The sequence below is a fragment of the Ensifer sp. EB106-05-01-XG146 genome (genome assembly GCF_058791875.1).
The window spans coordinates 1683670-1705686 of record NZ_JBYTDX010000002.1 but is presented as its reverse complement, the minus strand read 5'-3'; the positions used below and the strand labels follow the sequence as shown (position 1 = coordinate 1705686).

At 63.0% G+C, this 22017-nt stretch carries 20 protein-coding genes; 10 read left to right on the top strand and 10 right to left on the bottom strand.

The annotated features are described in order from the left end of the window. Window positions 1-5 precede the first annotated feature (5 nt). The 5 genes from AC3WVQ_RS27860 to AC3WVQ_RS27840 form a co-directional block, all read right to left on the bottom strand. Window positions 6-728, bottom strand: a complete 723-nt coding sequence (locus AC3WVQ_RS27860) for an amino acid ABC transporter ATP-binding protein (protein ID WP_034798411.1) — start codon at window positions 726-728, stop codon at window positions 6-8. Next, on the bottom strand, window positions 721-1371 hold the full coding sequence (locus AC3WVQ_RS27855) for an amino acid ABC transporter permease (RefSeq protein WP_034798414.1): 651 nt from the start codon (window positions 1369-1371) through the stop codon (window positions 721-723). Before AC3WVQ_RS27855 ends, AC3WVQ_RS27860 begins: the two co-directional genes overlap by 8 nt. 13 nt (window positions 1372-1384) lie before the next feature. Beyond that, window positions 1385-2050, bottom strand: coding sequence for an amino acid ABC transporter permease (locus AC3WVQ_RS27850; RefSeq protein ID WP_034798417.1), 666 nt, complete (start codon window positions 2048-2050; stop codon window positions 1385-1387). 71 nt (window positions 2051-2121) lie between these two features. After that, window positions 2122-2928 carry an ABC transporter substrate-binding protein gene (locus AC3WVQ_RS27845; protein ID WP_034798420.1) on the bottom strand — a complete coding sequence of 269 codons (807 nt, stop codon included), beginning with the start codon at window positions 2926-2928 and terminating at the stop codon, window positions 2122-2124. 223 nt (window positions 2929-3151) lie between these two features. Further along, on the bottom strand, window positions 3152-4669 hold the full coding sequence (locus AC3WVQ_RS27840; RefSeq protein WP_112986007.1) for an aldehyde dehydrogenase (NADP(+)): 1518 nt from the start codon (window positions 4667-4669) through the stop codon (window positions 3152-3154). A 156-nt stretch (window positions 4670-4825) separates the two neighbouring features. Between AC3WVQ_RS27840 and AC3WVQ_RS27835 the strand changes: the two genes are divergently transcribed. Further along, window positions 4826-5863, top strand: coding sequence for an Ldh family oxidoreductase (locus AC3WVQ_RS27835; protein ID WP_034798426.1), 1038 nt, complete (start codon window positions 4826-4828; stop codon window positions 5861-5863). A 102-nt stretch (window positions 5864-5965) separates the two neighbouring features. Here AC3WVQ_RS27835 and AC3WVQ_RS27830 read toward each other — a convergent pair whose 3' ends face one another. Next, entirely contained in the window at window positions 5966-6928 is a 963-nt protein-coding gene (locus tag AC3WVQ_RS27830) for a dihydrodipicolinate synthase family protein (protein WP_034798428.1), read from the bottom strand. 113 nt (window positions 6929-7041) lie between these two features. Further along, window positions 7042-7752, bottom strand: a complete 711-nt coding sequence (locus AC3WVQ_RS27825) for a GntR family transcriptional regulator (RefSeq protein WP_090426227.1) — start codon at window positions 7750-7752, stop codon at window positions 7042-7044. Window positions 7753-8012: 260 nt separating this feature from the next. Here AC3WVQ_RS27825 and AC3WVQ_RS27820 point away from each other — a divergent pair, with 260 nt between their 5' ends. From AC3WVQ_RS27820 to AC3WVQ_RS27810, 3 genes are all read left to right on the top strand, one after another. After that, a complete protein-coding gene (locus AC3WVQ_RS27820; protein ID WP_064817045.1) occupies window positions 8013-8159 on the top strand; it encodes a DUF1127 domain-containing protein in 147 nt (48 codons plus the stop codon). Between the two features lie 189 nt (window positions 8160-8348). Further along, window positions 8349-9068: a GNAT family N-acetyltransferase gene (locus tag AC3WVQ_RS27815; RefSeq protein ID WP_492383274.1), complete on the top strand. Its 720-nt coding sequence runs from the start codon at window positions 8349-8351 to the stop codon at window positions 9066-9068. A 126-nt stretch (window positions 9069-9194) separates the two neighbouring features. After that, window positions 9195-9692 (top strand): EVE domain-containing protein, encoded by a 498-nt coding sequence (locus AC3WVQ_RS27810; RefSeq protein ID WP_492383273.1) that lies wholly within the window; start codon window positions 9195-9197, stop codon window positions 9690-9692. Between the two features lie 12 nt (window positions 9693-9704). Here AC3WVQ_RS27810 and AC3WVQ_RS27805 read toward each other — a convergent pair whose 3' ends face one another. Next, the gene (locus AC3WVQ_RS27805; protein WP_492383272.1) at window positions 9705-10646 is read right to left on the bottom strand and encodes an AraC family transcriptional regulator; all 942 of its coding nucleotides are present in this window, start codon (window positions 10644-10646) and stop codon (window positions 9705-9707) included. 188 nt (window positions 10647-10834) lie between these two features. Between AC3WVQ_RS27805 and AC3WVQ_RS27800 the strand changes: the two genes are divergently transcribed. From AC3WVQ_RS27800 to AC3WVQ_RS27775, 6 genes are all read left to right on the top strand, one after another. Next, entirely contained in the window at window positions 10835-12298 is a 1464-nt protein-coding gene (locus AC3WVQ_RS27800) for an alpha-glucosidase/alpha-galactosidase (RefSeq protein ID WP_112985754.1), read from the top strand. 110 nt (window positions 12299-12408) lie between these two features. Beyond that, on the top strand, window positions 12409-14493 hold the full coding sequence (locus AC3WVQ_RS27795) for an ABC transporter substrate-binding protein (protein ID WP_134887553.1): 2085 nt from the start codon (window positions 12409-12411) through the stop codon (window positions 14491-14493). A 69-nt stretch (window positions 14494-14562) separates the two neighbouring features. Further along, a complete protein-coding gene (locus AC3WVQ_RS27790) occupies window positions 14563-15573 on the top strand; it encodes an ABC transporter permease (RefSeq protein WP_060521888.1) in 1011 nt (336 codons plus the stop codon). Further along, a complete protein-coding gene (locus AC3WVQ_RS27785) occupies window positions 15570-16697 on the top strand; it encodes an ABC transporter permease (RefSeq protein ID WP_090425958.1) in 1128 nt (375 codons plus the stop codon). Before AC3WVQ_RS27790 ends, AC3WVQ_RS27785 begins: the two co-directional genes overlap by 4 nt. A 12-nt stretch (window positions 16698-16709) precedes the next feature. Continuing rightward, window positions 16710-18383, top strand: a complete 1674-nt coding sequence (locus AC3WVQ_RS27780; protein WP_060644557.1) for an ABC transporter ATP-binding protein — start codon at window positions 16710-16712, stop codon at window positions 18381-18383. Between the two features lie 23 nt (window positions 18384-18406). After that, the gene (locus AC3WVQ_RS27775) at window positions 18407-19780 is read left to right on the top strand and encodes an alpha-glucosidase/alpha-galactosidase (RefSeq protein ID WP_060529358.1); all 1374 of its coding nucleotides are present in this window, start codon (window positions 18407-18409) and stop codon (window positions 19778-19780) included. 114 nt (window positions 19781-19894) lie between these two features. On the opposite strand, the gene AC3WVQ_RS27770 is transcribed toward AC3WVQ_RS27775, so the two are convergent. Continuing rightward, a complete protein-coding gene (locus AC3WVQ_RS27770) occupies window positions 19895-21265 on the bottom strand; it encodes a sensor histidine kinase (protein WP_268088174.1) in 1371 nt (456 codons plus the stop codon). Then, window positions 21262-21936, bottom strand: a complete 675-nt coding sequence (locus tag AC3WVQ_RS27765) for a response regulator transcription factor (protein WP_060583952.1) — start codon at window positions 21934-21936, stop codon at window positions 21262-21264. Before AC3WVQ_RS27765 ends, AC3WVQ_RS27770 begins: the two co-directional genes overlap by 4 nt. Window positions 21937-22017: the final 81 nt, after the last annotated feature.

Here is a 22017-nt window from a genome sequence, read left to right as displayed (position 1 = left end):
TCGGCTCAGTGCGTCGCTGCGAGGAACTTTTGGAGTTCCGGATCCTTCGGCGCGCCGAAGAGCGCTTCCGGTGCGGCGATTTCCGCCATCACGCCCTTGTGGAAGAAGGCGACGCGGTCGGAAACTTCGCGGGCAAACTTCATTTCATGGGTGACGCAGATCATCGTCATGCCCTCGGAGGCCAGCATGCGCAGCGTGTCGAGCACTTCGCCGACGAGCTGCGGATCGAGCGCCGAGGTCACTTCGTCAAACAGCATGTATTCCGGCGACATCGCGAGTGCGCGGGCGATCGCCATGCGCTGCTGCTGGCCGCCCGACATGCGGGTTGGATAGACGCCGAGCTTCTCGCCGAGGCCGACGTGCGTGAGCTGCTTGACGGCGTTTTCCTCGGCCTTTTCCTTGGAGAGGCCGAGCACCTTGCGCGGCGCCAGCATGACGTTTTCAAGCACGGTCAGGTGCGGGAAAGCATTGAACTGCTGGAAGACGATGCCGAGCTTGCTGCGCAGCTTGTTGAGGTTTGTTGATTTCGCGTGGACCTCGGTGCCGTCGACGAGGATGCGGCCGGCATCGATCGGCTCGAGACCGTTGATGCAGGTCAGCAGCGTCGACTTGCCGGAACCGGAGCCGCCAATGATGGTCAGCACCTCGCCCTTGTTGACGGTGAGGTCGATGCCTTTGAGAACCTCCAGCGAGCCGAAGGATTTGCGAACGTTCTGGATCTCAATCATTGGACCACCGTTTTTCAAGGTAACCGCCGAGCCGGGCGATCGGGAAGCTGATAAGGAAGTAGATGGCGCCGCAGATCAGAAGGATCAGCAGCGGTTCCTGCAGGCGGGTGACGAGCACCTGCGAGGCGCGCAAGAGTTCGATCAGGCCGAGCCAGAGGACGAGTGCGGAGTCCTTCATGACGCCGAGCGTCAGGCCGATCCAGGACGGCAGCGAAACGCGGGTCGCAAGCGGCGCCACGATGTAGCGCATGTCCTGCCACCAGGTCATGCCGAGCGAGCGGGCGGCGCGGCGCGTCGTCGGTGGCACGGAAGAGATGCCGCCACGAACGATCTCGGTGCAATAGGCGGCCGTATAGAGCGACAGCACCACGCAGGAGGTCGTGAACGGTGCCCAGCCGAGCTTGGCGATCGCCTGGAAGGCATTGGCAAGAACCAGCTGGATCAGCAGCGGCACCGAACGGAAGATGTCGAGCACGAAGGTGAGCGGAGCGGCCCAATAGGGGCCGACCTGGTTGCGCACGACGCCGAAGATGATGCCGAGCACGGTGCCGGCGGTAACTGAGACGGCGGTGACCGCGAGCGTCATCAAGGCGCCCTGCAGCAGGAAGCCGAGATCAGCGAGGGTGAGGGCGGTATTGAACATCTCTCACCTCTCCTTAGTAGCGGAACATGCGCGCGGCGAGCAGGCGCGCGCCTAGCGTCACGGCCTTGGCGATCAGGTAATAGATGATCGCCGCGATCGCGAAGAATTCGAAGGTGCGGAACGAACGGGCGTTCAGTTCCTGGGTGATGCCGGCAAGGTCGGTGTTCATGCCGACGGTAACGCCAAGCGAGGTCATCAGGATCGCCCAGACCATCTGGTTGGTGACGGGCAGGAAGGCGATGCGCAGCATCTGCGGCAGCACGATGTAGCGGAAGGCCTGCACCGGGGTCATGCCGAGCGAGCGGCCGGCCCGTGCCTGGGTATCGGGAATGGCCTTGAGGGCGCCGCGGAAGTTTTCCGCGAGATAACCGGCATTGTTGAAGGCGATCCCCGCGAGCAGCGCCGTATAGGGGCTCAGGTGGATACCGAAATTGCCGAGGCCGAAATGGGCCATGTAGATCTGGAACAGCGCCGGCGTGTTGCGGGCGATTTCGACCCAGGCGGTGGCAAAACCACCGAGGATGCGATTGCCCGACAGGCGGCAAGCCGTCAGCGCGAGCGCCAGTGCCAGGCCGATGACCATCGAGAGCAGAGCCACCTGCAGGGTGACCAGCGCTCCGTCGAGCATCTGTGGCAGGGCTTTCAGCGCCTGGTTCCAATGAAAGGTATAGCTGAACATGTTTCGTCTCACCTCTTCGGAAACGAATAGCGGCGCGAAGCTAAACTTCGCGCCGCCAGATAAACGGCATATTAGCGGTAAACGCCCTTAGCCGTAAGGTCCGGAAGTTCGCCGCCGACCCACTTTTCGTAAAGTTCAGCGTAGCGGCCGGTGCGGACCTGCTGGTTGATGAAGAGGTTGAGGAAGTTGATGAAGCCGTATTCTTCGCGGTTGGTGAAGAGCGCGACGTAGTCGGTGTCGAACGGAGCCTTGCCAACGACGGAGATGCCGGCGAACTTGCCGCCCTTCACGTTGGCCTGGGCGACGGTCGAGGTCGAAACCGTAGCGTCGATCTGGCCCTGGCTGAGCGCGAGGAAGACGTCTGCCTGGGTCTGGTACGGACGGAACTCACCGGCGCCCCATTCCTTGACCTGCTTTTCGAGAGCGATCGCTTCGAACGTGCCGGCGGTCGCGCCGACAACCTTGCCCTTCATGTCTTCGAAGGACTTGACGCCCGACTTCTCGTTGGCAGTGACGGCCATTTCGAAGGCGAAGTAGGGGATCGTCATGCCGACGGTCTTGGCGCGCTCAAGCGTGTCGGAGGTCGAGGCAACGCCGACGTCGACGCGGCCCGACATCAGAGCGGGAATGCGCTCCGGGAACGGGGTCTCGACGATTTCGGCGGTGACGCCGAGTGCCTTTGCGAGGTCGTTGCAGTAGTCGACGTCAAAACCGATCGGGTTGTTGTTCTCGTCGCGAGAACCCATCGGCGGGAAGTCGAGCACGACTGCGCAACGCAGCGTACCCGAGCCGATGACGTCATCCAGCTTGTCGGCATGGGCCTGGCTGGTCAGAGCAGCGGCCGCAACGAGGCCGAGCGCGAGCACCGAAGTCTTCATTTTCTCTCTCCCTGAAATGAGTGCCGTTTGACGGCTGAGGCACTATTCCGTTTTAGACAGCACAAATCAATAGAAAAATACAATTAGTATACAAAAAGTATAAGTTCATAACGCAGAACGCGCGCAGGCATCCCATTTGTTTCGTCAAATGGGATGCCTGCGCAGCGATCTGTCGTGTCTTGCGGCTGCGGGCGGCAGGCACCCGCAGCTGTCGGTGAGTGCCTTAGCCCTGGAAGTCCTCGGGCAGCAGGCCTTCCGGCATGTTCTGGTAGGCGACCGGGCGCAGGAAACGGCGGATCGACAGGGTACCGACGCTGGTTGCGCCGAAGTTGGTCGAGGCCGGATAGGGTCCGCCATGCACCATCGAATCCACCACCTCGACGCCGGTCGGAAAGCCGTTGACGAGGACGCGGCCGGCCTTGCGCTCAAGGATCGGGCGCAGACGACGGGCGGTCTCGAGATCGGTCGCATCCATGTGGATGGTGGTGGTCAGCTGCCCCTCGAAGCCGCGGGCAAGCTGTTCCATTTCAGAGGTCGAACCGACGCGAACGACGAGGCCGAGCGGACCGAACACCTCTTCGCCGAGCGCATGGTCGGCCAGGAACTGGTCGCCGGTCGTTTCGAACAGGTTCGGCGAGACCGAGCGGCCGGACGATTCGGTCGTCAGCAGCGGCTTCACGGTGTTGCGGCTTTCAAAGCGCGCCTGGCCCTCGTGATAGGCCTTGGCAATGCCGTCGGTCAGCATCGTCTGCGGCGCGACCTTGCCGAGCGCTTCGACGGCGGCCGTGGTGAAGCGATCGGCGTCAGCACCTTCGACAACCACGGCGATGCCGGGGTTGGTGCAGAACTGGCCGGCACCCATGGTCAGCGAACCGGCCCAACCCTGGCCGAGTGTCTCGGCGCGTGCCTTCAGTGCTTCCGGCAGCAGGAACATCGGGTTGACCGAGCCGAGCTCGCCGAAGAACGGGATCGGCTCCGGACGTGCGGCGCAGAGATTGAAGAGCGCGCGGCCACCGGCGAGCGAACCGGTGAAGCCGACGGCCTTGATCAGCGGATGCTGGACAAGCGCTTCGCCGACCTGGCGGTTGCCGCCTTGGATCAGCGAGAAGACGCCCGGGTGAACGCCGGTCTTGCGGATCGCGGCCTCGACGGCCTGCGCAACGATCTCACCGGTGCCCGGATGGGCCGAGTGGCCCTTGACGACCACGGGGCAGCCGGCAGCAAGGGCGGCAGCCGTGTCGCCGCCGGCGGTCGAGAAGGCCAGCGGGAAGTTCGAGGCGCCGAAGACTGCGACCGGGCCGATCGGGCGCTGGATAAGGCGGATTTCCGGGCGCGGCGCTGGCTGACGCTCGGGCAGGGCCGCATCGAAACGGCGGTCGAGATATTCACCCTTTTCGATGTGGTCGGCAAAGAGACGGAGCTGGCCGGTGGTGCGGCCGCGTTCGCCCTGCAGGCGCGCTTCCGGCAGGCCGGTTTCCTGGGTGCCGATCTCGGTAATGGCCTCCGCGCGTGCCTCGATCTCGTCGGCGATGGCGCGCAGGAAGGCGGCGCGCTCGGTCCGGGTCGAATAGCCATAGCTCAGGAAGGCTTCTTCGGCGGCTTCAGCCGCGCGGTTGACCAGTTCCACGGTGCCGGTGGCGAACTGATGGACCGGACCGTGGGCGGGTGCCGATGCGAAGGTGCCCGCGCCGTCGAGCCATTCGCCGGCGACAAGGTGTTTTCCTTTGGGGGTGAAGGCCATCTGCCGATCCTTTCGTTCGATCCCGGATTGCCTTTTCTAGCAGAGGGGATCATGGCTGAATTGCACTTGTCGGATCTTTGTATACTATATGTATGCAGAACATCAATCGCCTGACTGGCCCTTCCGGATCAGGCGCAGCATTTGAGAGGGAGAGAGATGAGCGAAACCAACACCCTGACGATCGCAGCACTTTTCGAGCGCGTTGAGGCGATCTTCCTGAAGGCGGGGCTCAACGCCATTCAGGCCGGTGCACTGGCCCGCGTGATCGTCGCCGGCGAGCGGGATGCCTGCAAGTCGCATGGCATCTACCGCATCGAAGGAGCGCTTCGCACCGTCAAGGCGGGCAAGGTGAAGCCGGATGCAACACCGGAGCTCGAAGCGGGCGAAGGTTCCGCTATCGTCAAGGTCAACGCCAAGGGCGGTTTTGCCAATCCCGCCTTCGAGCTCGGCCTGCCGGTTCTCGCCGAACGCGCTCGCTCGCTGGGCATCGCCGCGCTCGTCATCAACGATTGCACCCATTTTTCGGCGCTCTGGCCTGAGGTCGAAGGCCTGACCGGCGAGGGACTTGCCGGCCTCGTCATGTGCCCGAGCTATGCGACCGTTGCGCCGACCGGCGGCAACAAGCCGCTGCTCGGCACCAACCCCTTCGCCTTCGGCTGGCCGCGCGAAAACAAGCCGCCTTACGTCTTCGACTTCGCCACCTCGGTTGCCGCCCGCGGAGAGATCGAACTGCACCGCCGTGCCGGCAAGCCCTTGCCGGAGGGTTGGGCGATCGATGCCGAAGGCAATCCGACGACCGATCCGGAAGCAGCGCTTGCCGGCGCCATGCTGCCCTTCGGCGGCCACAAGGGTTCGGCGATCGGCACCATGGTCGAGCTTCTTGCCGGCATCATGATCGGCGACCTGACGAGCCCGGAAGTGCTCGACTATCTCGGCACCACGACGCTTGCACCGTTCCACGGCGAACTGATCGTCGCCTTCTCGCCGGAGAAATTTGCAGCCGGACGCCCGGGCAATCCCTTCGCCCGTGCGGAAGTGCTGTTTGAGGCGATCGTCGGCCAGGGCGCCCGCCTGCCGTCGCAGCGTCGCTTCGTGGCGCGCGCCAAGTCGGAAGTCGAAGGTGTCGTTCTCAACACGGCTGAAATCGAGCAGCTCGAGCGGCTGCTTGCTCTTGGACTGGACGCCGTCGCGTAAGCGACGGCTAACCTTTTCGTCGGTCATCGACCCGTCGAGACTGCCAAACGAAAAAGGCCCTCCAACCGGAGGGCCTTTTCTATTTGAGTGCCGATCGAGCGATCAGGCCTTGTACTTCTGCACCGCGCCCGGGAGCTTGCTCCACTCGGCGTACCAGCTGTTGAACAGCTTGAACTGGGCTTCGACGTAGCCGCGCTGGCTGTCGGAGAGAACGTCGCTCTCGTTGAAGTGCAGCGTGTATTCCTTGTCGCCCTTCAGCACCATCATATGCTTGAAGTAGAGAACGAGGTCCGGACCTTCGTCGAAGGACGAGAGAACGGCGAGCGCCTGTTCCAGTTCCAGTGCGCGCAGACGTGCGTCGACGTCGCCTTCGGCGGCGGCACGCGACAGGTTGCACATGTGGATGACTTCCTTCGGCAGAACGCAGCCGATGCCGGTGATGGCACCGGTTGCGCCGCAGTTGACGAAGCCGTGGAAAACGGCCGTGTCGACACCGATCATCAGCGAGACGCCATCGTCACGGCTGGTGATGTTCTCGGCCGCATAGCGCATGTCGGCAGCGCCGCCGAATTCCTTGAAGCCGACGAGGTTCGGATGTTCGGCGCGCAGTGCGAAGAACAGGTCGGCGCGGGTGGCGAAGCCGTAGTACGGGCTGTTGTAGATGACAGCCGGCAGGCTCGGGGCGGCCGAGAGAATGGCCTTGAAGTGGTTCTTCTGGGCAGCGACAACCGAGCCGCGCGAAAGCACGCGCGGGATGACCATCAGGCCCTGGGCGCCGACCTTCTCGGCATGTGCCGCGTGAGCGACGGCCGAAGCGGTGTTGACGGCGCCGGTGCCGACGATAACCGGAATGCCGGCCTTGACGAGGCGCTCGACGCCTTCCATGCGCTGTTCGTCGGTCAGGAGCGGCCAGTCACCCATCGAGCCGCAGTAGACGACGGCGGACATGCCTTGAGCGATCAGCTCCTTGCCCTTGCGCACCAGCGCGTCGAAATCGGGGGTGCGGTCTTCTTTGCAGGGGGTCATCAGCGCCGGGATGACGCCGGTGAAAATCTGAGCCTTCATCTGAAACTCCTCTCGGCTTTGTCTTCAGGGCAGCGGCGCACCTGCGCCCTTGCCTTTGATCCAGACAATAGCTGTTTGTATTTTATTTGTCGACAAGAAAAATACAAAGCTCGCTACAAAGCGATATCGAGCTTGTTGTTGCGGGCAAAAAGCTTCTGCACCTGCTCGACGATCTGCTCCGCATGCGCCTTGCCCAGCCGATCCGCAGCCTCGACGTCGCGCGCGGCGATCGCGGCGATCATGGCCGCATGCTCGTCGACGAAGCGCTGGGGGAACTGCTCGTCATAGGACTGATAATAGAGACGGAGAATGCGCCGCCCTTCGTCCAGCAGCCGGCGGAACAGGCTGGTGAAGTAGGGGTTGCGTCCGCTTTCCGCGATTGCCGCATGGAAGGCGGCGTTGGTGGCGATCATCGTCAGCGCGTCGCGCGTCTGCACGGCTGCCGCATAGTCTTCGTGGAAGCCACGAATGATCGCCAGGTCTTCCGGGCGGTGGTTCTGCGCCGCAAGCCGCGTGGTGACGCGGTACATCAGCACCAGCGCGTCGAAGAACGGATTGAGATTGAGGAAGTCGATGTTCGCCACCATCGTCGAGCGGTTCGGCAGCGTGTCGATCAGCCCTTCGCCGGCAAGACGCACCAGCGCCTCGCGGATCGGCGTGCGCGACATCTTCAGCCGCTCGGCAAGCTGCACTTCGTCGATCGGGCTGCCCGGCGGCAGCACCAGGTCGAGGATCTCGTCGCGCAAGAGGTCATAGACCATCTTTACGCCGGAGCCGCGCTTGCGCTCGGGGATGGGGCTGTTGTCGGTGTCGATATCGGTCATGTCAGATTCCTTTGTCGACAAAAGAAATACTTGTCTCTGTCGCCGGGATCAACAGTTTCCGCTGCCGTCATTGCGCGAAGCTGTTATCCGCATCTGCGTGCACAGGTTGTTGTGGCGACCCATGCGTTTCCCACATGGGAGCGCTGAGTTTTGAGCGCTGCAACTCACGGAAAGCCTGAGCTATAAGGTGTTCATCGAAGCGAAACGAGGCGCCACGGACTGGCAGCCAGGCTTCGAAAGCCCATTGAAAGGGGGATCAAATGAACATCGCACGCTCCATCAACAACTGGCGCAAGTACCGTCAGACGGTCACCGAACTGGGCCGCATGTCGAACCGCGAACTTCGCGACCTCGGCATCGAACGCGCCGACATCGACCGCGTCGCACGTACGGCCTTCGCCCGCTAAGGCGATCTTAAAGACTGAAGTATTGCCAAGCGCCTGCATCTCCTGCGGGCGCTTTTGCTTTTTTGGCGCCTTCATTGCGCCATTGTCGTCCCACACATCGCTGGCACTGCGATTTGATTAATCGACTACTCCATTAATCGCGCCGCTTGCCGCCGACAGGCGCGGTGTTCGTTCAAGAGACTGAGTGCCATGCCGCCGTTTTCCCCTGAGATTACCGATTTCTGGAACGCGTCCTTTGCGGGCGATGTTCTCGCAAGCGCGGATCGGTTTACCGTCGTGGTCAATCCCGACCTCGACGAGGAGAGCCCGGCCATGGTGCTGCACACTGCTGAAAACGGCGTGATCGTGGCCCTGTCCCCGGCGCTCGGCGCCGCGCTGTCGTCGGCGGCGGGGCAGGTGCTCACCGAAGCGCCCCTTCGCCAAGGGCTGTGCGATGCCGGCATCGTCCTGAACGGTGCTGACAACCTCTTCTACTTCACCGAAGCGGATAAGGCTGTGCTGTTGCGGGAGAATTCGAGCGACTATGTGCGCGCGCTCACGGCGAAGGATGCGGCCGCGTTCGCCCTGTTCCAGGGCTCCGCCTCGGAAGAGGATCTCGATGCAGCCTATGTCGAACTGGATCACTGGTTGGTCTACGGTGCCTTCGATGGTGACAGGCTGGTCTGTGCCGCGAGCATGTATCCCTGGCAGGAGCGGCAGATCGCCGATCTCGGTGTGCTGACGCTTATGTCCGATAGGGGTAAGGGCCACGCCCGCAAGGTCGTGCGCGCAATCAGCAGGGTCGCCCTCGAAAAGGGCTACCAACCGCAATATCGCTGCCAACTCGACAACCACGCGTCGGTGGCGCTTGCGGGAGCCGTGGGCGTGACGCTTTTTGGCCAATGGGAAGCGCCCTCCGAAGACGGCTGAGACGCGGCTCGACGGTATGCCCGGCTGTCAAAGCGATGCTGACAGAATCTGGCAGGGGTCGCGCGTAAAGTGGTCCCAGGATAAGAGATCGAGGGATTGCAGATGTCGGCGCAGGATATGTTTCAGATGGGTGCAGCAAACAGGTCGGGCGAGCGCAATTTCTGGATCGGCGCGGTTTCCGGCGATGACCTGCAGCATGCTGCGGAAGACGGCTTCTCTCGCTTTGGCTACGGCTACGGCAATGTCCAGGCGATGACGCGCATGAAGGCGGGTGATGGCTTCATCGGTTATGCGCCCAACGCCGCCTTCAACGGCAGGGCGGGGCTTGCCTGTTTTGCCGCCATCGGTGTCGTCAAGGAGCGCCCGCCCTACTTCTTTGCCATGGGCGGTGTCGCCCCGCATCGCGGCGACATCGACTGGGCCGACAGCATGGAGGCGCCGGTTCGGCCGTGGCTCGACAGCCTGGAATTTGCCGAAGGCAACCGTAACTGGGACCAGAAGCTTCGTCTTGGTCATCTTGCCATCAGCGAGCGTGACTTCCGCGTGATCGCGCGGGCCATGCATGCAGACCTCGGCATGGTTTTCCCGAGGGTGTCGGCCTTTCGCCAGCAGCTCGCCGGCTGATCGTTCGCGTCCTCAACCGGGCAGCAGCACCGTTGCGTCCTCCGCCGTGTCGACCGCTTGCTCCACCGAGCCGGCGGCGATGCTGGCATACATGCCGGTGGTTCTGAATTCCGTCGGGCTCAGACCGAAGGAGCGGCGGAACACCTTGGCGAAATAGTTGGGGTCTTCGAAGCCCGAGAGAATGGCCACTTCCTTGACCGGAAGGCTTGCGGTTTTCGTCAGCAGTTTTACCGCACGCTGCAGTCGCTTCTGCAGCACATATTCGGCCGGCGCCATGCCTTCGCTGGCGGCGAAGACGCGCGAGAAATGCGCCCGGCTCAAGCCCGACACGCGTGCCAGTTCCTCCACCGGAAGCGGGTTCTGCAAGTTGTTCATGATGTGGTCGACGACCCGGTGCATCGTCCTGTGTTCATGGCTGAACACCGGGTGCGAGCCGAAGACGTCGTCGTAGAGCGCCATCGCCGCCTCGTAGGCAATCGCCGAGGCTCTGCCTGGCGTCTCGCCGCCGCGGATCAGCCGCAGGCTGCAGTCGGCCAGATGCTCGATCGTTTCCGGTTGCAGCTTCAATACCGGACCGGTGACGGCGAGCAGGGCGCGGTGGATGCGCAGCGCCTCGTCGCCGTTCATCGAGATCCAGAAGAACTCCCAGCGCCCGCCGTCTTCCAGCCAGTAGCGATGATTGTGCGGCACGAGCAGGAGCAGCGTCTCGCCCTCGCGCACCCGATAGCTGCGGTTTTCGTATCGCAGGTTTCCGGCACCCGCGATCGTATGCTGGAGCACGGTAAAGGGCGTGTTTCCGCGCTTTCTGCCATCCCAGTCATAGGTCGCATTGTTGCGGATTTCATAGCCGGTGCTGGTCGGCATCGCGTGCAGGCTCTGGCGTCCCCGCGGCAGTGAAACGGTTCGCATAACCGGGCCGTTGTCGACCAATTCTTGCAGCATAAAATTACCCATGAAAGCACAATACCGCTCTGGCGGGGTCGGCGATTATACACATAATGACCACCAACAGCGCAACAGGCGGTGCTTTTGGCCCGTAAGAAATGAGGGGATGCATCGAAGTTGCGCGCAGAGACGGTGGAAAACCGTGAATTGATTTTACCCTTTGTCAGAGATGCATGCAGTTCATGAGGAGTGAGGGCATGGCAACATTCAAGATCGCCATCATCGGCGCCGGCAGCATAGGCTTCACCAAGAAGCTCTTCACCGACATTCTCGCCGTGCCGGAATTGCGCGACATCGAGGTTGCGCTGACAGATCTCAGCGCCCGCAATCTGGAGATGATCAAGGCGATCCTCGACCGGATTGTCGAAGTCAACCGCCTGCCGACGAAGGTCACGGCAACCACCGACCGGCTGAAAGCGCTCGAAGGCGCCCGCTACATCATCAGCTGCGTCCGTGTCGGCGGGCTCGAAGCCTATGCCGACGACATCCGCATCCCCCTTAAATATGGCGTCGACCAATGCGTCGGCGATACGATCTGCGCCGGTGGCATCCTCTACGGCCAGCGCAACATCCCCGTCATCCTCGACTTCTGCCGGGATATCCGCGCGGTCGCCGAACCGGGTGCCAAGTTCCTGAACTATGCCAACCCGATGGCGATGAACACCTGGGCGGCGATCGAATACGGCAAGGTCGATACGGTCGGGCTCTGCCACGGTGTTCAGCACGGCGGCGAGCAGATCGCCGAAATCTTGGGAGCCGGCGAGGGCGAACTCGACTACATCTGCTCGGGTATCAACCATCAGACCTGGTTCGTCGACGTGAGGCTGAAGGGCCGCAGGATCGGCAAGGACGAGTTGGTTGCGGCCTTCGAGGCGCACCCGGTGTTCTCCAAGCAGGAGAAGCTCCGCATCGACGTGCTGAAGCGGTTCGGCGTCTATTCGACCGAGAGCAACGGCCATCTCTCCGAATATCTTCCCTGGTATCGCAAGCGCCCGGAGGAAATTACCCGCTGGATCGATATGTCCGACTGGATCCACGGCGAGACCGGCGGCTATCTCAGGCATTCGACCGAGACGCGCAACTGGTTCGAAACCGAGTTTCCGCAGTTCCTCGAAGCAGCCGGCCGGCCGCTCGACCATCAGAAGCGCTCGAACGAACATGCGAGCCATATTCTCGAGGCCCTGGAAACGGGCCGGGTCTATCGCGGCCATTTCAACGTCAAGAACGATGGCGTGATCACCAACCTGCCTGCCGACGCCATCATCGAATCCCCCGGCTTCGTCGATCGCTTCGGCATCAACATGGTCTCGGGCCTCACCCTTCCCGAGGCCTGTGCCGCCACCTGCCTTTCCTCGATCAACGTCCAGCGCATGTCGGTCCATGCGGCCGTGACCGGCGATCTCGATCTTCTAAAGCTGGCGATGCTGCATGATCCGCTGGTCGGCGCCATCTGCACACCGGAGGAGGTTTGGCAGATGGTCGACGAGATGGTGGTCGCTCAAAGCCAGTGGCTGCCGCAATACGCCCATGCCATCGACGGCGCGAAGGAGCGACTTGGCCGCGCAACCGTCAGGACGCGCGAATGGAAGGGTGCTGCGCGGCGTGAAGTGCGTTCGCTCGACGAGTTGCGCGCCGAGCGTCAGGTCCGCGCCGCCGGCTGATCGATTGCAGCGCTGCTTCCGTGAGGAGACGTGGGCAGCGCTGCCTGAAGTGCAGACTTTTCAAGGAGGAGGCCGCGTCCCGGCGCGGCAAAGAGGGAGAATCTAAGCCAATGACCAGCCACAGACTGATGAAAATGGCGAGCCTGATGCTTGTCGGCATCTCGGCCTTTGCCTTGGAGGCGACCGCTTCCGAGCCGACCGTCGTGCCCCAGCAGCCGGCCTTTCCGGCCGAGGGCAAGATCACCTATGTGCCGCGCGACTCGATCGCCGAGTTCAAGGCGCTGCCGGAATACAAGGAACCGACCTGGGTTACCGAGAAATACGTCAAGACCGGCAAGCTGCCGCCGGTCGCCGAACGGCTGCCGAAGGAGCCGATGGTCTTCAAGACCGGCAACATGCCTGATGGCGTCGGTGTCTACGGCGACACGCTACGCCACGTCATCGGCGGTCGTCCCGAGGGTTGGAACTACTCAGCCGGCCAGAGCCAGGGTTGGGGGGGCATCGATATCGGCATGTCCGAATGCCTGACGCGTACGGCGCCGCTCTTCCAGGTGGAAGCGAAGGACGTCGAGCCTCTGCCGAACCTTGCCAAGAGCTGGGACTGGTCTTCTGACGGCCACAAGCTGACGATGCATCTGGTCGAGGGCGCCAAGTGGTCGGATGGCGACCTCTTCGATGCCGACGACGTAATGTTCTACTGGGAAGACAACGTGCTCGACCCGAGCGTGACGCCGCTGAACGGCGCGACGCCGGAGACCTTCGGCGCCGGCACGACGCTGAAGAAGATCGACCAGTATACGGTCGAGTGGACCTTCAAGGAGGCCTTCCCGCGCCAGCATCTCTATGCCATGGCCTATGGCACCTTCTGCCCCGGCCCGTCGCATATTCTCAAGGCCAAGCATCCGAAATACGCCGGTACCACCTACGACCAGTACAAGAATGCCTTCCCGCCCGAGTACATGAACATCCCGGTCATGGGTGCCTGGGTCCCTGTCGCCTATCGCCCCGACGATATCATCGTGCTGCGCCGGAACCCGTACTATTGGAAGGTCGATGAGGCCGGCAACCAGCTGCCCTACATCAACGAGTTGCACTACAAGCTCTCGACCTGGGCCGACCGCGACGTACAGGCGATTGCAGGTTCCGCCGATCTCTCGAACCTCGAGCAGCCGGAAAACTTCGTGGAGTCGCTGAAGCGCGCCGCCCAGGATACGGCCCCCGCCCGGCTTGCCTTCGGCCCGCGCCTCATCGGCTACAATCTGCACATGAACTTCTCGGCCAATGGCTGGGGGGAGCCGGACGAACGCGCCCAGGCGGTGCGTGAACTCAACCGCAACGAGGATTTCCGCAAGGCGGTGACCATGGCGGTCGACCGCAAGAAGCTCGGCGAGGCGCTCGTAAAGGGCCCCTTTACCGCGATCTATCCCGGCGGGCTTTCCTCCGGCACCAGCTTCTACGACCGGCAATCGACCGTCTACTATCCCTTCGACATCGATGGCGCGAAGGCGCTGCTTGAGAAGGCGGGGCTGAAGGACACCGACGGCAACGGCTTCGTCAACTTCGCGGACGGCAAGGCCGGCGGCAAGGACGTGGAGATCGTGCTTCTGATCGACAACAGCTATGCGACCGACCGCAACCTGGCCGAGGGCCTTATCGGCCAGATGGAAAAGCTCGGCCTCCGGGTGGTTCTGAACTCGCTGGACGGCAAGCAGCGGGACGCGACCAATTACGCCGGCAAGTTCGACTGGATGGTTCACCGCAACGCCGCCGAATATGCCTCCGTCGTGCAGAACACGCCGCAGCTGGCGGCCGCCGGTCCGCGCACCAGCTGGCACCACCGTGCACCGGAAGGCGGTCAGCTTGACCTGATGCCCTTCGAACAGGAACTCGTCGACATCATCAACAAGTTCATTGCCACCAACGACAATGCCGAGCGCGCGAACTTGATGAAGCAGTACCAGAAGGTCGCGACGACGAACCTCGATACAGTCGGCCTTACCGAATATCCGGGCGCGCTGATCATCAACAAGCGCTTCGCCAACGTGCCGACGGGAGCGCCGATCTTCATGTTCAACTGGGCCGAGGACACGATCATGCGCGAGCGTCTCTTTGTCCCCGCCGACAAGCAGGGTGACTTCGAGCTCTTCGCCGAGCAGCTCCCGGGCAAGCCCGGCGAGAAGAGCCTGAGCAACTGATCGAAGGCCGCCCCTCCGGCCTCAAGCCGGAGGGGCGGCGCCTCATCTTAACCGACAGAAGGAAACGGCATGTTCAGGTTTCTGCTTGTCCGCATCGCCTCTGCCATTCCGGTGCTGCTTGTCTTGAGCGTGGCGACCTTCGCCATCATCCAGGCGCCGCCCGGAGACTACAGCGATTACATCCGCTCGCAGTTGATCAACCAGGGTGGCGCATCCTACGAGGAAGCCGAAGCCCAGGCGCAGGCCTATCGCAAGGAGCATGGCCTCGATAAGCCGCTGCCGGTTCAATACGTCAACTGGATGACCGGCATCCTGACGCGCGGCGATTTCGGCCACAGCCTCTATTACAACAAGCCTGTTGCCGATGTCGTCGGCGAACGCCTGCCGCGCACGCTGGCATTGGCGCTCGTCTGCCACATCCTGGCGTCCATCATCGGCATATCCTTCGGTATCATCGCCGCGACACGGCAATATTCGTGGATCGACAGCCTGCTTTCGACGGTGGCCTTCCTCGGCATGACGGTGCCGCGCTTCCTGATGGCGCTGATCATCGTCTACATCCTCGTCTTCCATTTCAATGTGAGCGAAATCAACAGCTTCCACTCGGCCCGTTATGGCGGTGCGCCCTGGTCCTGGGACAAATTCGTCGACCTCGTCAAACATGTCTGGCCGGTCGTGGCGATCGCCACTTTCGGCGGCCTCGCCTACAATATGCGGGTGATGCGCGGCAATCTGCTCGACACGCTGAACGCGCAATATGTCGAAACCGCCCGGGCGAAGGGCCTGAGCGAAGGCGCGGTGGTCATGCGCCATGCGGTGCCGAATGCCCTGCATCCGCTGATCATGTACCAGGGCGTTGTGCTGCCCTACATGCTGACCGGCGAGATCGAGACGGCGATCATCTTCGCGCTGCCGACCGTCGGACCGGCCATCGTCGGCTCCATGTGGGTGGGCGACGTCTATGTCACCGCCACCTTCATGCTGGTTCTGTCGGCGACCCTTATCCTCGGCAACATCATCGCCGACATGCTGTTGGCCGCACTCGATCCGCGCGTGCGTCTCGGAGGAGCCCCAGCATGACCGTCGAGATGCAAACAACCCTTCCGCTCGTCGTCGAACCCAAGAACGAGCAGCACAACGAAAGCTATCCTGCGCTCGTCTGGCGCCGGCTGAAGCGCTCCTGGACCGGCATGCTCGGCCTCGTGCTCGTTGGCCTGTTGCTCTTCATGGCGGTCTTTGCCGACTTCCTGTCGCCGGTCGATCCGAAGGCCACGGGCGTCGCCTTTGCGCCGCCGCAGGCGATCAGCTTTACCGATAAGGACGGCAACCTCGTTTTCTCGCCGCGCAGCTATCCGCTCAGCGAAGGTACGGAACTCGACCCGATCACCTTTCAGCCGATCATCGGCCCCGACTACGACAATCCGCAGATCCTTGGCTTCTTCGTCAAGGGCGCCCCCTACAGTCTCTTCGGCCTGATCCCGGCCGAGCGCCATTTCTTTGGCGCGGTCGATGGCTCGCCGGTGCATCTGCTCGGTACCGACAAGTTTGGCCGCGACGTGCTGTCACGCATTCTCGTCGGCTCGCGCATCTCGTTGATGATCGCCCTCATCGTCGTCTCGATCGTCACCATCGTCGGCACGACCGTCGGCATGGCGTCGGGCTATTTCGGCGGCCGCTTCGACGTCTGGACTCAGCGCTTCGTCGAACTGGTACTCGCCTTCCCGCAGTTGCCGCTCTACCTGGCGCTGACGTCGCTGATCCCGGTGACGGCGCCGACCAATGTCTTCCTCGCCTTCGTCATTATCGTCATGTCGGCGCTCGGCTGGGCGCAGATGTCGCGCGAGGTGCGCGGTAAGACGCTGGCGCTTGCCCGCATCGACTATGTGCGGGCGGCGATCGCCGTCGGCGCCAGCGACCGGCGCATCATCTTCCAGCACATCCTGCCGAACGTGATGAGCCATGTGATCGTCGCCGTCACGCTGTCGATCCCGCAGGTGGTGCTGCTTGAATCCTTCCTCGGGTTCCTCGGCTTTGCGGTCAAGCCGCCGCTCATTTCCTGGGGGCTGATGCTGCAGGATACCTCCACCTATTCCGTCATCGGGTCCTATCCCTGGATCCTGTCGCCCGTGGCCTTCGTGCTTGTCACGGTCTTCGCCTTCAATGCGCTTGGCGACGGCCTGCGCGACGCCATCGATCCCTATTGAGGAGGACGCATCATGACAGAGACAATCGACGTCCTCACTGCCGCGCCCTTTGAGCGCAGGGACCTTGCCGAACGCGATGGCCGGCCGGTCATCGACGCCCGCAATGTCGCGGTTCGATTCAAGGTCGAACATGGCACGGTGGAGGCGGTGAAGGATGTTTCCTTCCAGCTCTACCGCGGCGAGACCATCGCCATCGTCGGCGAGTCCGGCTCGGGCAAATCGGTTACCGCGCGCTGCGTCATGGGGCTGCTCTCCAAGCGCGCCACGATCGCCCCCCAATCGCGCATCGACTATGACGGCAAGGACGTGCTGAAATTCTCGCCGCGTGAGCGGCGCGGTTTGCGTGGCAATCGCCTTGCGATGATCTTCCAGGAGCCGATGAGTTCGCTCAATCCGGTCTACACGGTCGGCACGCAGATCATCGAGGCGATCCGGGCGCATCGCAGGATAAGCCGACGCGCCGCGACCGAGCGGGCGCTGGAGCTCCTGCGCCACGTGCGGATCCCGGACCCGGAGCTTCGGATCAATCAGTATCCACACCAGCTCTCCGGCGGCCAGCGCCAGCGGGTGATGATCGCGATGGCACTCGCCAACGATCCGGATGTGCTGATCGCCGACGAGCCGACGACGGCGCTCGACGTCACCGTCCAGGCGCAGATCCTCAACCTCATCCGAGACCTGCAGCGCGAGCTCGGCATGGCGGTGATCCTGATCACCCACGACCTGACGGTGGTTCGGCAGTTCTCGGACTACGTCTACGTCATGCAGTACGGCGAGGTGAAGGAGCACAACACCACGGCCGGGCTCTTCGCCAACCCGTTGCATGCCTATACCAAACGGCTGCTCTCGTCGGAGCCGTCGGGTGCGGCTAAAACGCTACCGGACAACGCCCCGATCATGCTCGACGGGCGGGACGTGAAGGTCTCCTTCATGCTGAAGAAGGGCGGTCTTTTCCGCTCGCAGTTTTCTGAGTTGGTCGCGGTCGACAAGCTCAGCCTTAATCTGCGCAAGCACGAAACGCTGGGGCTCGTCGGCGAATCCGGATCGGGCAAGACGACCTTCGGCCAGGCGCTGATCCGCCTGCTCAACCCCGATGGCGGCGAGATCTACTTCGACGGCATCCCGATCCACGACAAGGACCGGACCCAGATGCGGCCTCTGCGCTCGCGCATCCAGATCGTCTTTCAGGACCCCTTCGCCTCGCTCAACCCGCGCATGTCGATCGGCCAGATCATCGAGGAGGGGCTGGTCGTCAACGGCATCGGTGAGAACCGGAAGGACCGGCTCGACCGGGTGGTGGATGCGCTTAACGCCGCAGGCATGCCGGGCAACATCCTGTCGCGCTTTCCGCATGAGTTCTCCGGCGGCCAGCGCCAGCGCATTGCGATCGCCCGGGCCATCGCGCTTGAGCCTGAATTCATCCTGCTCGACGAGCCGACTTCGGCGCTCGATCTCTCGGTCCAGGCCCAGATCATCGAACTGCTGCGCAAGCTGCAGGACGAGCGGGGCCTGAGCTACCTCTTCATCTCCCATGACCTCAAGGTCGTGCGCGCGCTCTGCCATCGGGTGGTGGTGATGCAGCACGGCAGAATAGTCGAGGAGGGGCCGGTGAGCGAAATTCTGTCCAATCCCAAGACCGCCTACACCGAAAGGCTCGTGAGAGCCGCCTTCGATGTGGCAGCATGACCGCTAGAAAGCAGAGGCAATCCATGACCAGACAACCCAAGATCACCTTCATCGGCGCCGGCTCCACCGTCTTCATGAAGAACATCATCGGCGACGTACTGCAGCGTCCGGCGCTGTCGGCCGCGACGATCGCGCTGATGGACGTGAACCCCGAGCGCCTCGGCGAAAGCGAGGTCGTCGCCGGCAAGCTGGTGCGCACGCTCGGCGTCAAGGCTGATATCGAGACCCATTCCAACCAGAAAAAGGCGCTGGAGGGTGCGGACTTCGTCGTCGTCGCCTTCCAGATCGGCGGCTTTGAGCCCTGCACGGTCACCGATTTCGAGGTGCCGAAGAAGTACGGCCTGCGCCAGACCATTGCCGATACGCTCGGCGTCGGCGGCATCATGCGCGGCCTTCGCACCGTGCCGCATCTCTGGAAGATCTGCGAGGACATGCTGCAGGTCTGCCCGAACGCGATCCTGCTGCAATACGTCAACCCGATGGCGATCAACACCTGGGCGATCTCCGAGAAGTATCCGACGATCCGTCAGGTCGGCCTTTGCCATTCTGTCCAGGGCACGGCCTACGAGCTTTCACGCGATCTCGACATCCCGGTTTCGGAGATCCGCTACCGCGCCGCCGGCATCAACCACATGGCCTTCTTCCTCAAGTTCGAACACAAACAGGCCGACGGCAGCTTCCGCGATCTCTATCCGGATCTGGTGCGCGGCTACCGCGAAGGCCGCTTCCCCAAGCCCAGCCACTGGAACCCGCGCTGCCCCAACAAGGTGCGCTACGAGATGCTGACGCGGCTCGGCTATTTCGTCACCGAAAGCTCCGAGCATTTCGCCGAGTACACGCCCTATTTCATCAAGGACGGCCGTCCCGACCTGATCGAGAAGTTCGGCATCCCGCTCGACGAGTACCCGAAGCGTTGCGTCGAGCAGATCGAACGCTGGAAGGGGCAGGCGGCTGCCTTCAAGGAAGCCGAGACGATCGAAGTGGCCGAGAGCCACGAATACGCGTCTTCGATCATGAACTCGGTCTGGACCGGCGAACCCTCCGTCATCTACGGCAACCTCAGGAACAACGGCTGCATCACCTCGCTGCCGGAAAATTGCGCCGCTGAAGTTCCCTGCCTGGTCGATGCCTCGGGTATCCAGCCGACCTTCATCGGCGATCTGCCGCCGCAGCTGACGGCGCTGATCCGCACCAACATCAACGTGCAGGAGCTGACGGTTCAGGCGCTCATGACCGAGAACCGCGAGCATCTCTACCACGCCGCAATGATGGATCCGCACACGGCGGCCGAACTCGATCTCGACCAGATCTGGTCGCTCGTCGACGACCTGCTCGTCGCGCATCGCGACTGGATCCCGGAATGGGCGCGCGTGTCGAAAAAGGTCCAGGCAGCCTGACTTTTTCTCCCGGTCAGGCCGCGTCAAGCCCCGGAACCGCATGTCGTCTTTCCCCCATGTCCTAGCCGATTTACGGGGCAAGACCGACAGCGCCGGTTCCGGGGCTTGTTCTTCTCAAGCTGTTACGGCTGCCGCCAGCGGCAGCACGATCCGCATGCAGGCGCCGCCGGATGCCGAGCGGGAGACGTCGACGTAGCCGCCATGCAGGTGCACGATCTTCTGCACGAGGTTGAGGCCGAGGCCCGCGCCCTTGCCGTCCTTGCGCAGCCGCTGAAACGGCTCGAAGATCCGGTCGGTTTCGCTGCGCGGAATGCCGTCGCCGTCGTCGCAGACCTCAATCACGCCCTGGGGATCGACCTTGACCGTGATCGTGCCGCGCCTTCCGCCATGGTCGATGGCGTTCTGCACGAGATTGGTGAGCGCTCGCTCCAGCGACGCCTCGTCTCCCGTCACCATGACAGGGCGTTGATCGGCCTCGAATGTCATCTCGTAACCTGCCCCAAAGCCAAGCGGCGCGAGCGCGACGATCACCCGCTCGGCAAGTGCTGCAAGATCGACCGGCCTGAACTCATCGTTCTCGGCGTCGAGCCGTTCGAGATCGAGAAGCTGACCCGCCAGAATGGAAAGGCGCGTCACGTCCTCGTTGAGGCGGGTCTTGTCCGGTCCCGGCGGCAGCGAGGCGATGCGAGCGCCGAGAATGGCGACCGGCGTGCGCAACTCATGCGCCGCCTGGGCCAGGAAGCGCTTGTGTCTCGTATAGCCGTCATCGAGCCTTGTCAGCGCATCGTTGACGGCCGTCACCAGCGGCAGAAACTCATTGGGAACACCCGTCACCGGCATCTGGATGCCGCGCTGGTCATATTCGATGTGGGCGGCATGCGAGGCCGCGTGCGACAGGCCCGAGAGCATCCTTCGAACGACGATCGGGGTGACGACCACGGTCGCAAAGGCGAGCAGTAGCAGCATCGGCACGAAGATGCTGAGGAAGGCGCCGGTGGTGCTGAGCAGCAGGCGGCCGAGCGTCAATTGTCCCTCCGTGCCGCTGAAGATCTGGACCATGCCGGCCGGCGACTCGAGCCATTTGACGACCGCTTCCGGACGGGCGTTCTTGTCGGGCGAAAGCCGGAAGCGGGCGTCGTTCATGCGCTCGAGCCCGGCGACCGCAAAGGCGAATTCTTCCGGCACCGTGCCCTCCGAGAGTCTGTGCCCTTGTCTGTCGCGAACGATGAACCAGATCTTTCCCGCCTGTTGGCGCAGCCGCTGCAGCTCCGGCGTTTCCTGAAGTTCGAGCCCGCCATCGGCTTTGCGGGTGATCGCGTCCTTCAAGACGTCAACATTGCCGTTCTCGTAGCCGTCGATGAGATAGCCGGTCACCCAGAGCAGGCCGACCGCAATGGCGATAACGACAAGGGTCGCTACCGTTTCGAACAGCACGAGCCAGCCGACGAGCCGCCATTTGAAGGAATGGGAAGCGCGGCCGCTCATTGGTCTTCTCTGAGGAGATAGCCGACGCCGCGGATGCCGTTGATGGTCACGCCCGCGTCTGCGTCCGTCAGCTTGCGGCGCACGCGCGAGATATGGGTGTCGAGCGCATTGGACTGGATCTCGTCGTCGAGCCCGAACACGGCTTCCATCAGGGCCGCGCGCAGCACCATGCGTCCCATGCGACGGGTCAGCGTTTCAAGCACCAGAAGCTCGCGCCGCGGCATCTTCAGCGGCGTACCGGCCACACTCGCCTCGCAATGGGCAAGATCGAAGGAGAGCCGACCGACGGTGACGACATCGGATTGCACCGGAACCGGGCGACGGGCAAGCGCGCGCAGCCGCGCCAGCAGTTCCTCGAAGGCGAAGGGCTTGCCGATATAGTCGTCGGCGCCGCCATCGAGCCCCGCCACCCGGTCGGCGAGGTCGTCGAGCGCCGTCAGCATCAGCACCGGCACGGTGTTGCCGCGCGCCCGTATCACGGGGATGAGCGAGAGCCCGTCGCCATCGGGCAGCTTGCGATCGAGCACGACCACGTCATAGACGGCGTCGTTGAGGATCAGCGCGGCCTCAGCGAGATCGCGCGCATGATCGGCGATCATCCGGTGATGGCTCAACGCGGCCTTCAGCGCCCCCGCGAGCTCCTTCTCATCTTCGACCAGCAAGACCCGCATGAATGCGCTTTACCCCGTGCAACGTGCCTACGCGCGCGATCCTAGTGCCGCTTCATTGAGGGAACCTGTCATCCCGCCGCA

Excerpts from the sequence above, each read along its gene's own strand:
- AC3WVQ_RS27850 (WP_034798417.1), bottom strand. The coding sequence starts at position 2,050 with ATGTTCAGCTATACCTTTCATTGGAACCAGGCGCTGAAAGCCCTGCCA.
- AC3WVQ_RS27810 (WP_492383273.1), top strand. The coding sequence starts at position 9,195 with ATGGGTGCAGCAAACAGGTCGGGCGAGCGCAATTTCTGGATCGGCGCG.
- AC3WVQ_RS27800 (WP_112985754.1), top strand. The coding sequence starts at position 10,835 with ATGGCAACATTCAAGATCGCCATCATCGGCGCCGGCAGCATAGGCTTC.
- AC3WVQ_RS27780 (WP_060644557.1), top strand. The coding sequence starts at position 16,710 with ATGACAGAGACAATCGACGTCCTCACTGCCGCGCCCTTTGAGCGCAGG.
- AC3WVQ_RS27765 (WP_060583952.1), bottom strand. The coding sequence starts at position 21,936 with ATGCGGGTCTTGCTGGTCGAAGATGAGAAGGAGCTCGCGGGGGCGCTG.
- AC3WVQ_RS27820 (WP_064817045.1), top strand. The coding sequence starts at position 8,013 with ATGAACATCGCACGCTCCATCAACAACTGGCGCAAGTACCGTCAGACG.
- AC3WVQ_RS27795 (WP_134887553.1), top strand. The coding sequence starts at position 12,409 with ATGACCAGCCACAGACTGATGAAAATGGCGAGCCTGATGCTTGTCGGC.
- AC3WVQ_RS27845 (WP_034798420.1), bottom strand. The coding sequence starts at position 2,928 with ATGAAGACTTCGGTGCTCGCGCTCGGCCTCGTTGCGGCCGCTGCTCTG.
- AC3WVQ_RS27860 (WP_034798411.1), bottom strand. The coding sequence starts at position 728 with ATGATTGAGATCCAGAACGTTCGCAAATCCTTCGGCTCGCTGGAGGTT.
- AC3WVQ_RS27785 (WP_090425958.1), top strand. The coding sequence starts at position 15,570 with ATGACCGTCGAGATGCAAACAACCCTTCCGCTCGTCGTCGAACCCAAG.
- AC3WVQ_RS27830 (WP_034798428.1), bottom strand. The coding sequence starts at position 6,928 with ATGAAGGCTCAGATTTTCACCGGCGTCATCCCGGCGCTGATGACCCCC.
- AC3WVQ_RS27805 (WP_492383272.1), bottom strand. The coding sequence starts at position 10,646 with ATGGGTAATTTTATGCTGCAAGAATTGGTCGACAACGGCCCGGTTATG.
- AC3WVQ_RS27775 (WP_060529358.1), top strand. The coding sequence starts at position 18,407 with ATGACCAGACAACCCAAGATCACCTTCATCGGCGCCGGCTCCACCGTC.
- AC3WVQ_RS27835 (WP_034798426.1), top strand. The coding sequence starts at position 4,826 with ATGAGCGAAACCAACACCCTGACGATCGCAGCACTTTTCGAGCGCGTT.
- AC3WVQ_RS27790 (WP_060521888.1), top strand. The coding sequence starts at position 14,563 with ATGTTCAGGTTTCTGCTTGTCCGCATCGCCTCTGCCATTCCGGTGCTG.
- AC3WVQ_RS27815 (WP_492383274.1), top strand. The coding sequence starts at position 8,349 with ATGCCGCCGTTTTCCCCTGAGATTACCGATTTCTGGAACGCGTCCTTT.
- AC3WVQ_RS27770 (WP_268088174.1), bottom strand. The coding sequence starts at position 21,265 with ATGAGCGGCCGCGCTTCCCATTCCTTCAAATGGCGGCTCGTCGGCTGG.
- AC3WVQ_RS27855 (WP_034798414.1), bottom strand. The coding sequence starts at position 1,371 with ATGTTCAATACCGCCCTCACCCTCGCTGATCTCGGCTTCCTGCTGCAG.
- AC3WVQ_RS27825 (WP_090426227.1), bottom strand. The coding sequence starts at position 7,752 with ATGACCGATATCGACACCGACAACAGCCCCATCCCCGAGCGCAAGCGC.
- AC3WVQ_RS27840 (WP_112986007.1), bottom strand. The coding sequence starts at position 4,669 with ATGGCCTTCACCCCCAAAGGAAAACACCTTGTCGCCGGCGAATGGCTC.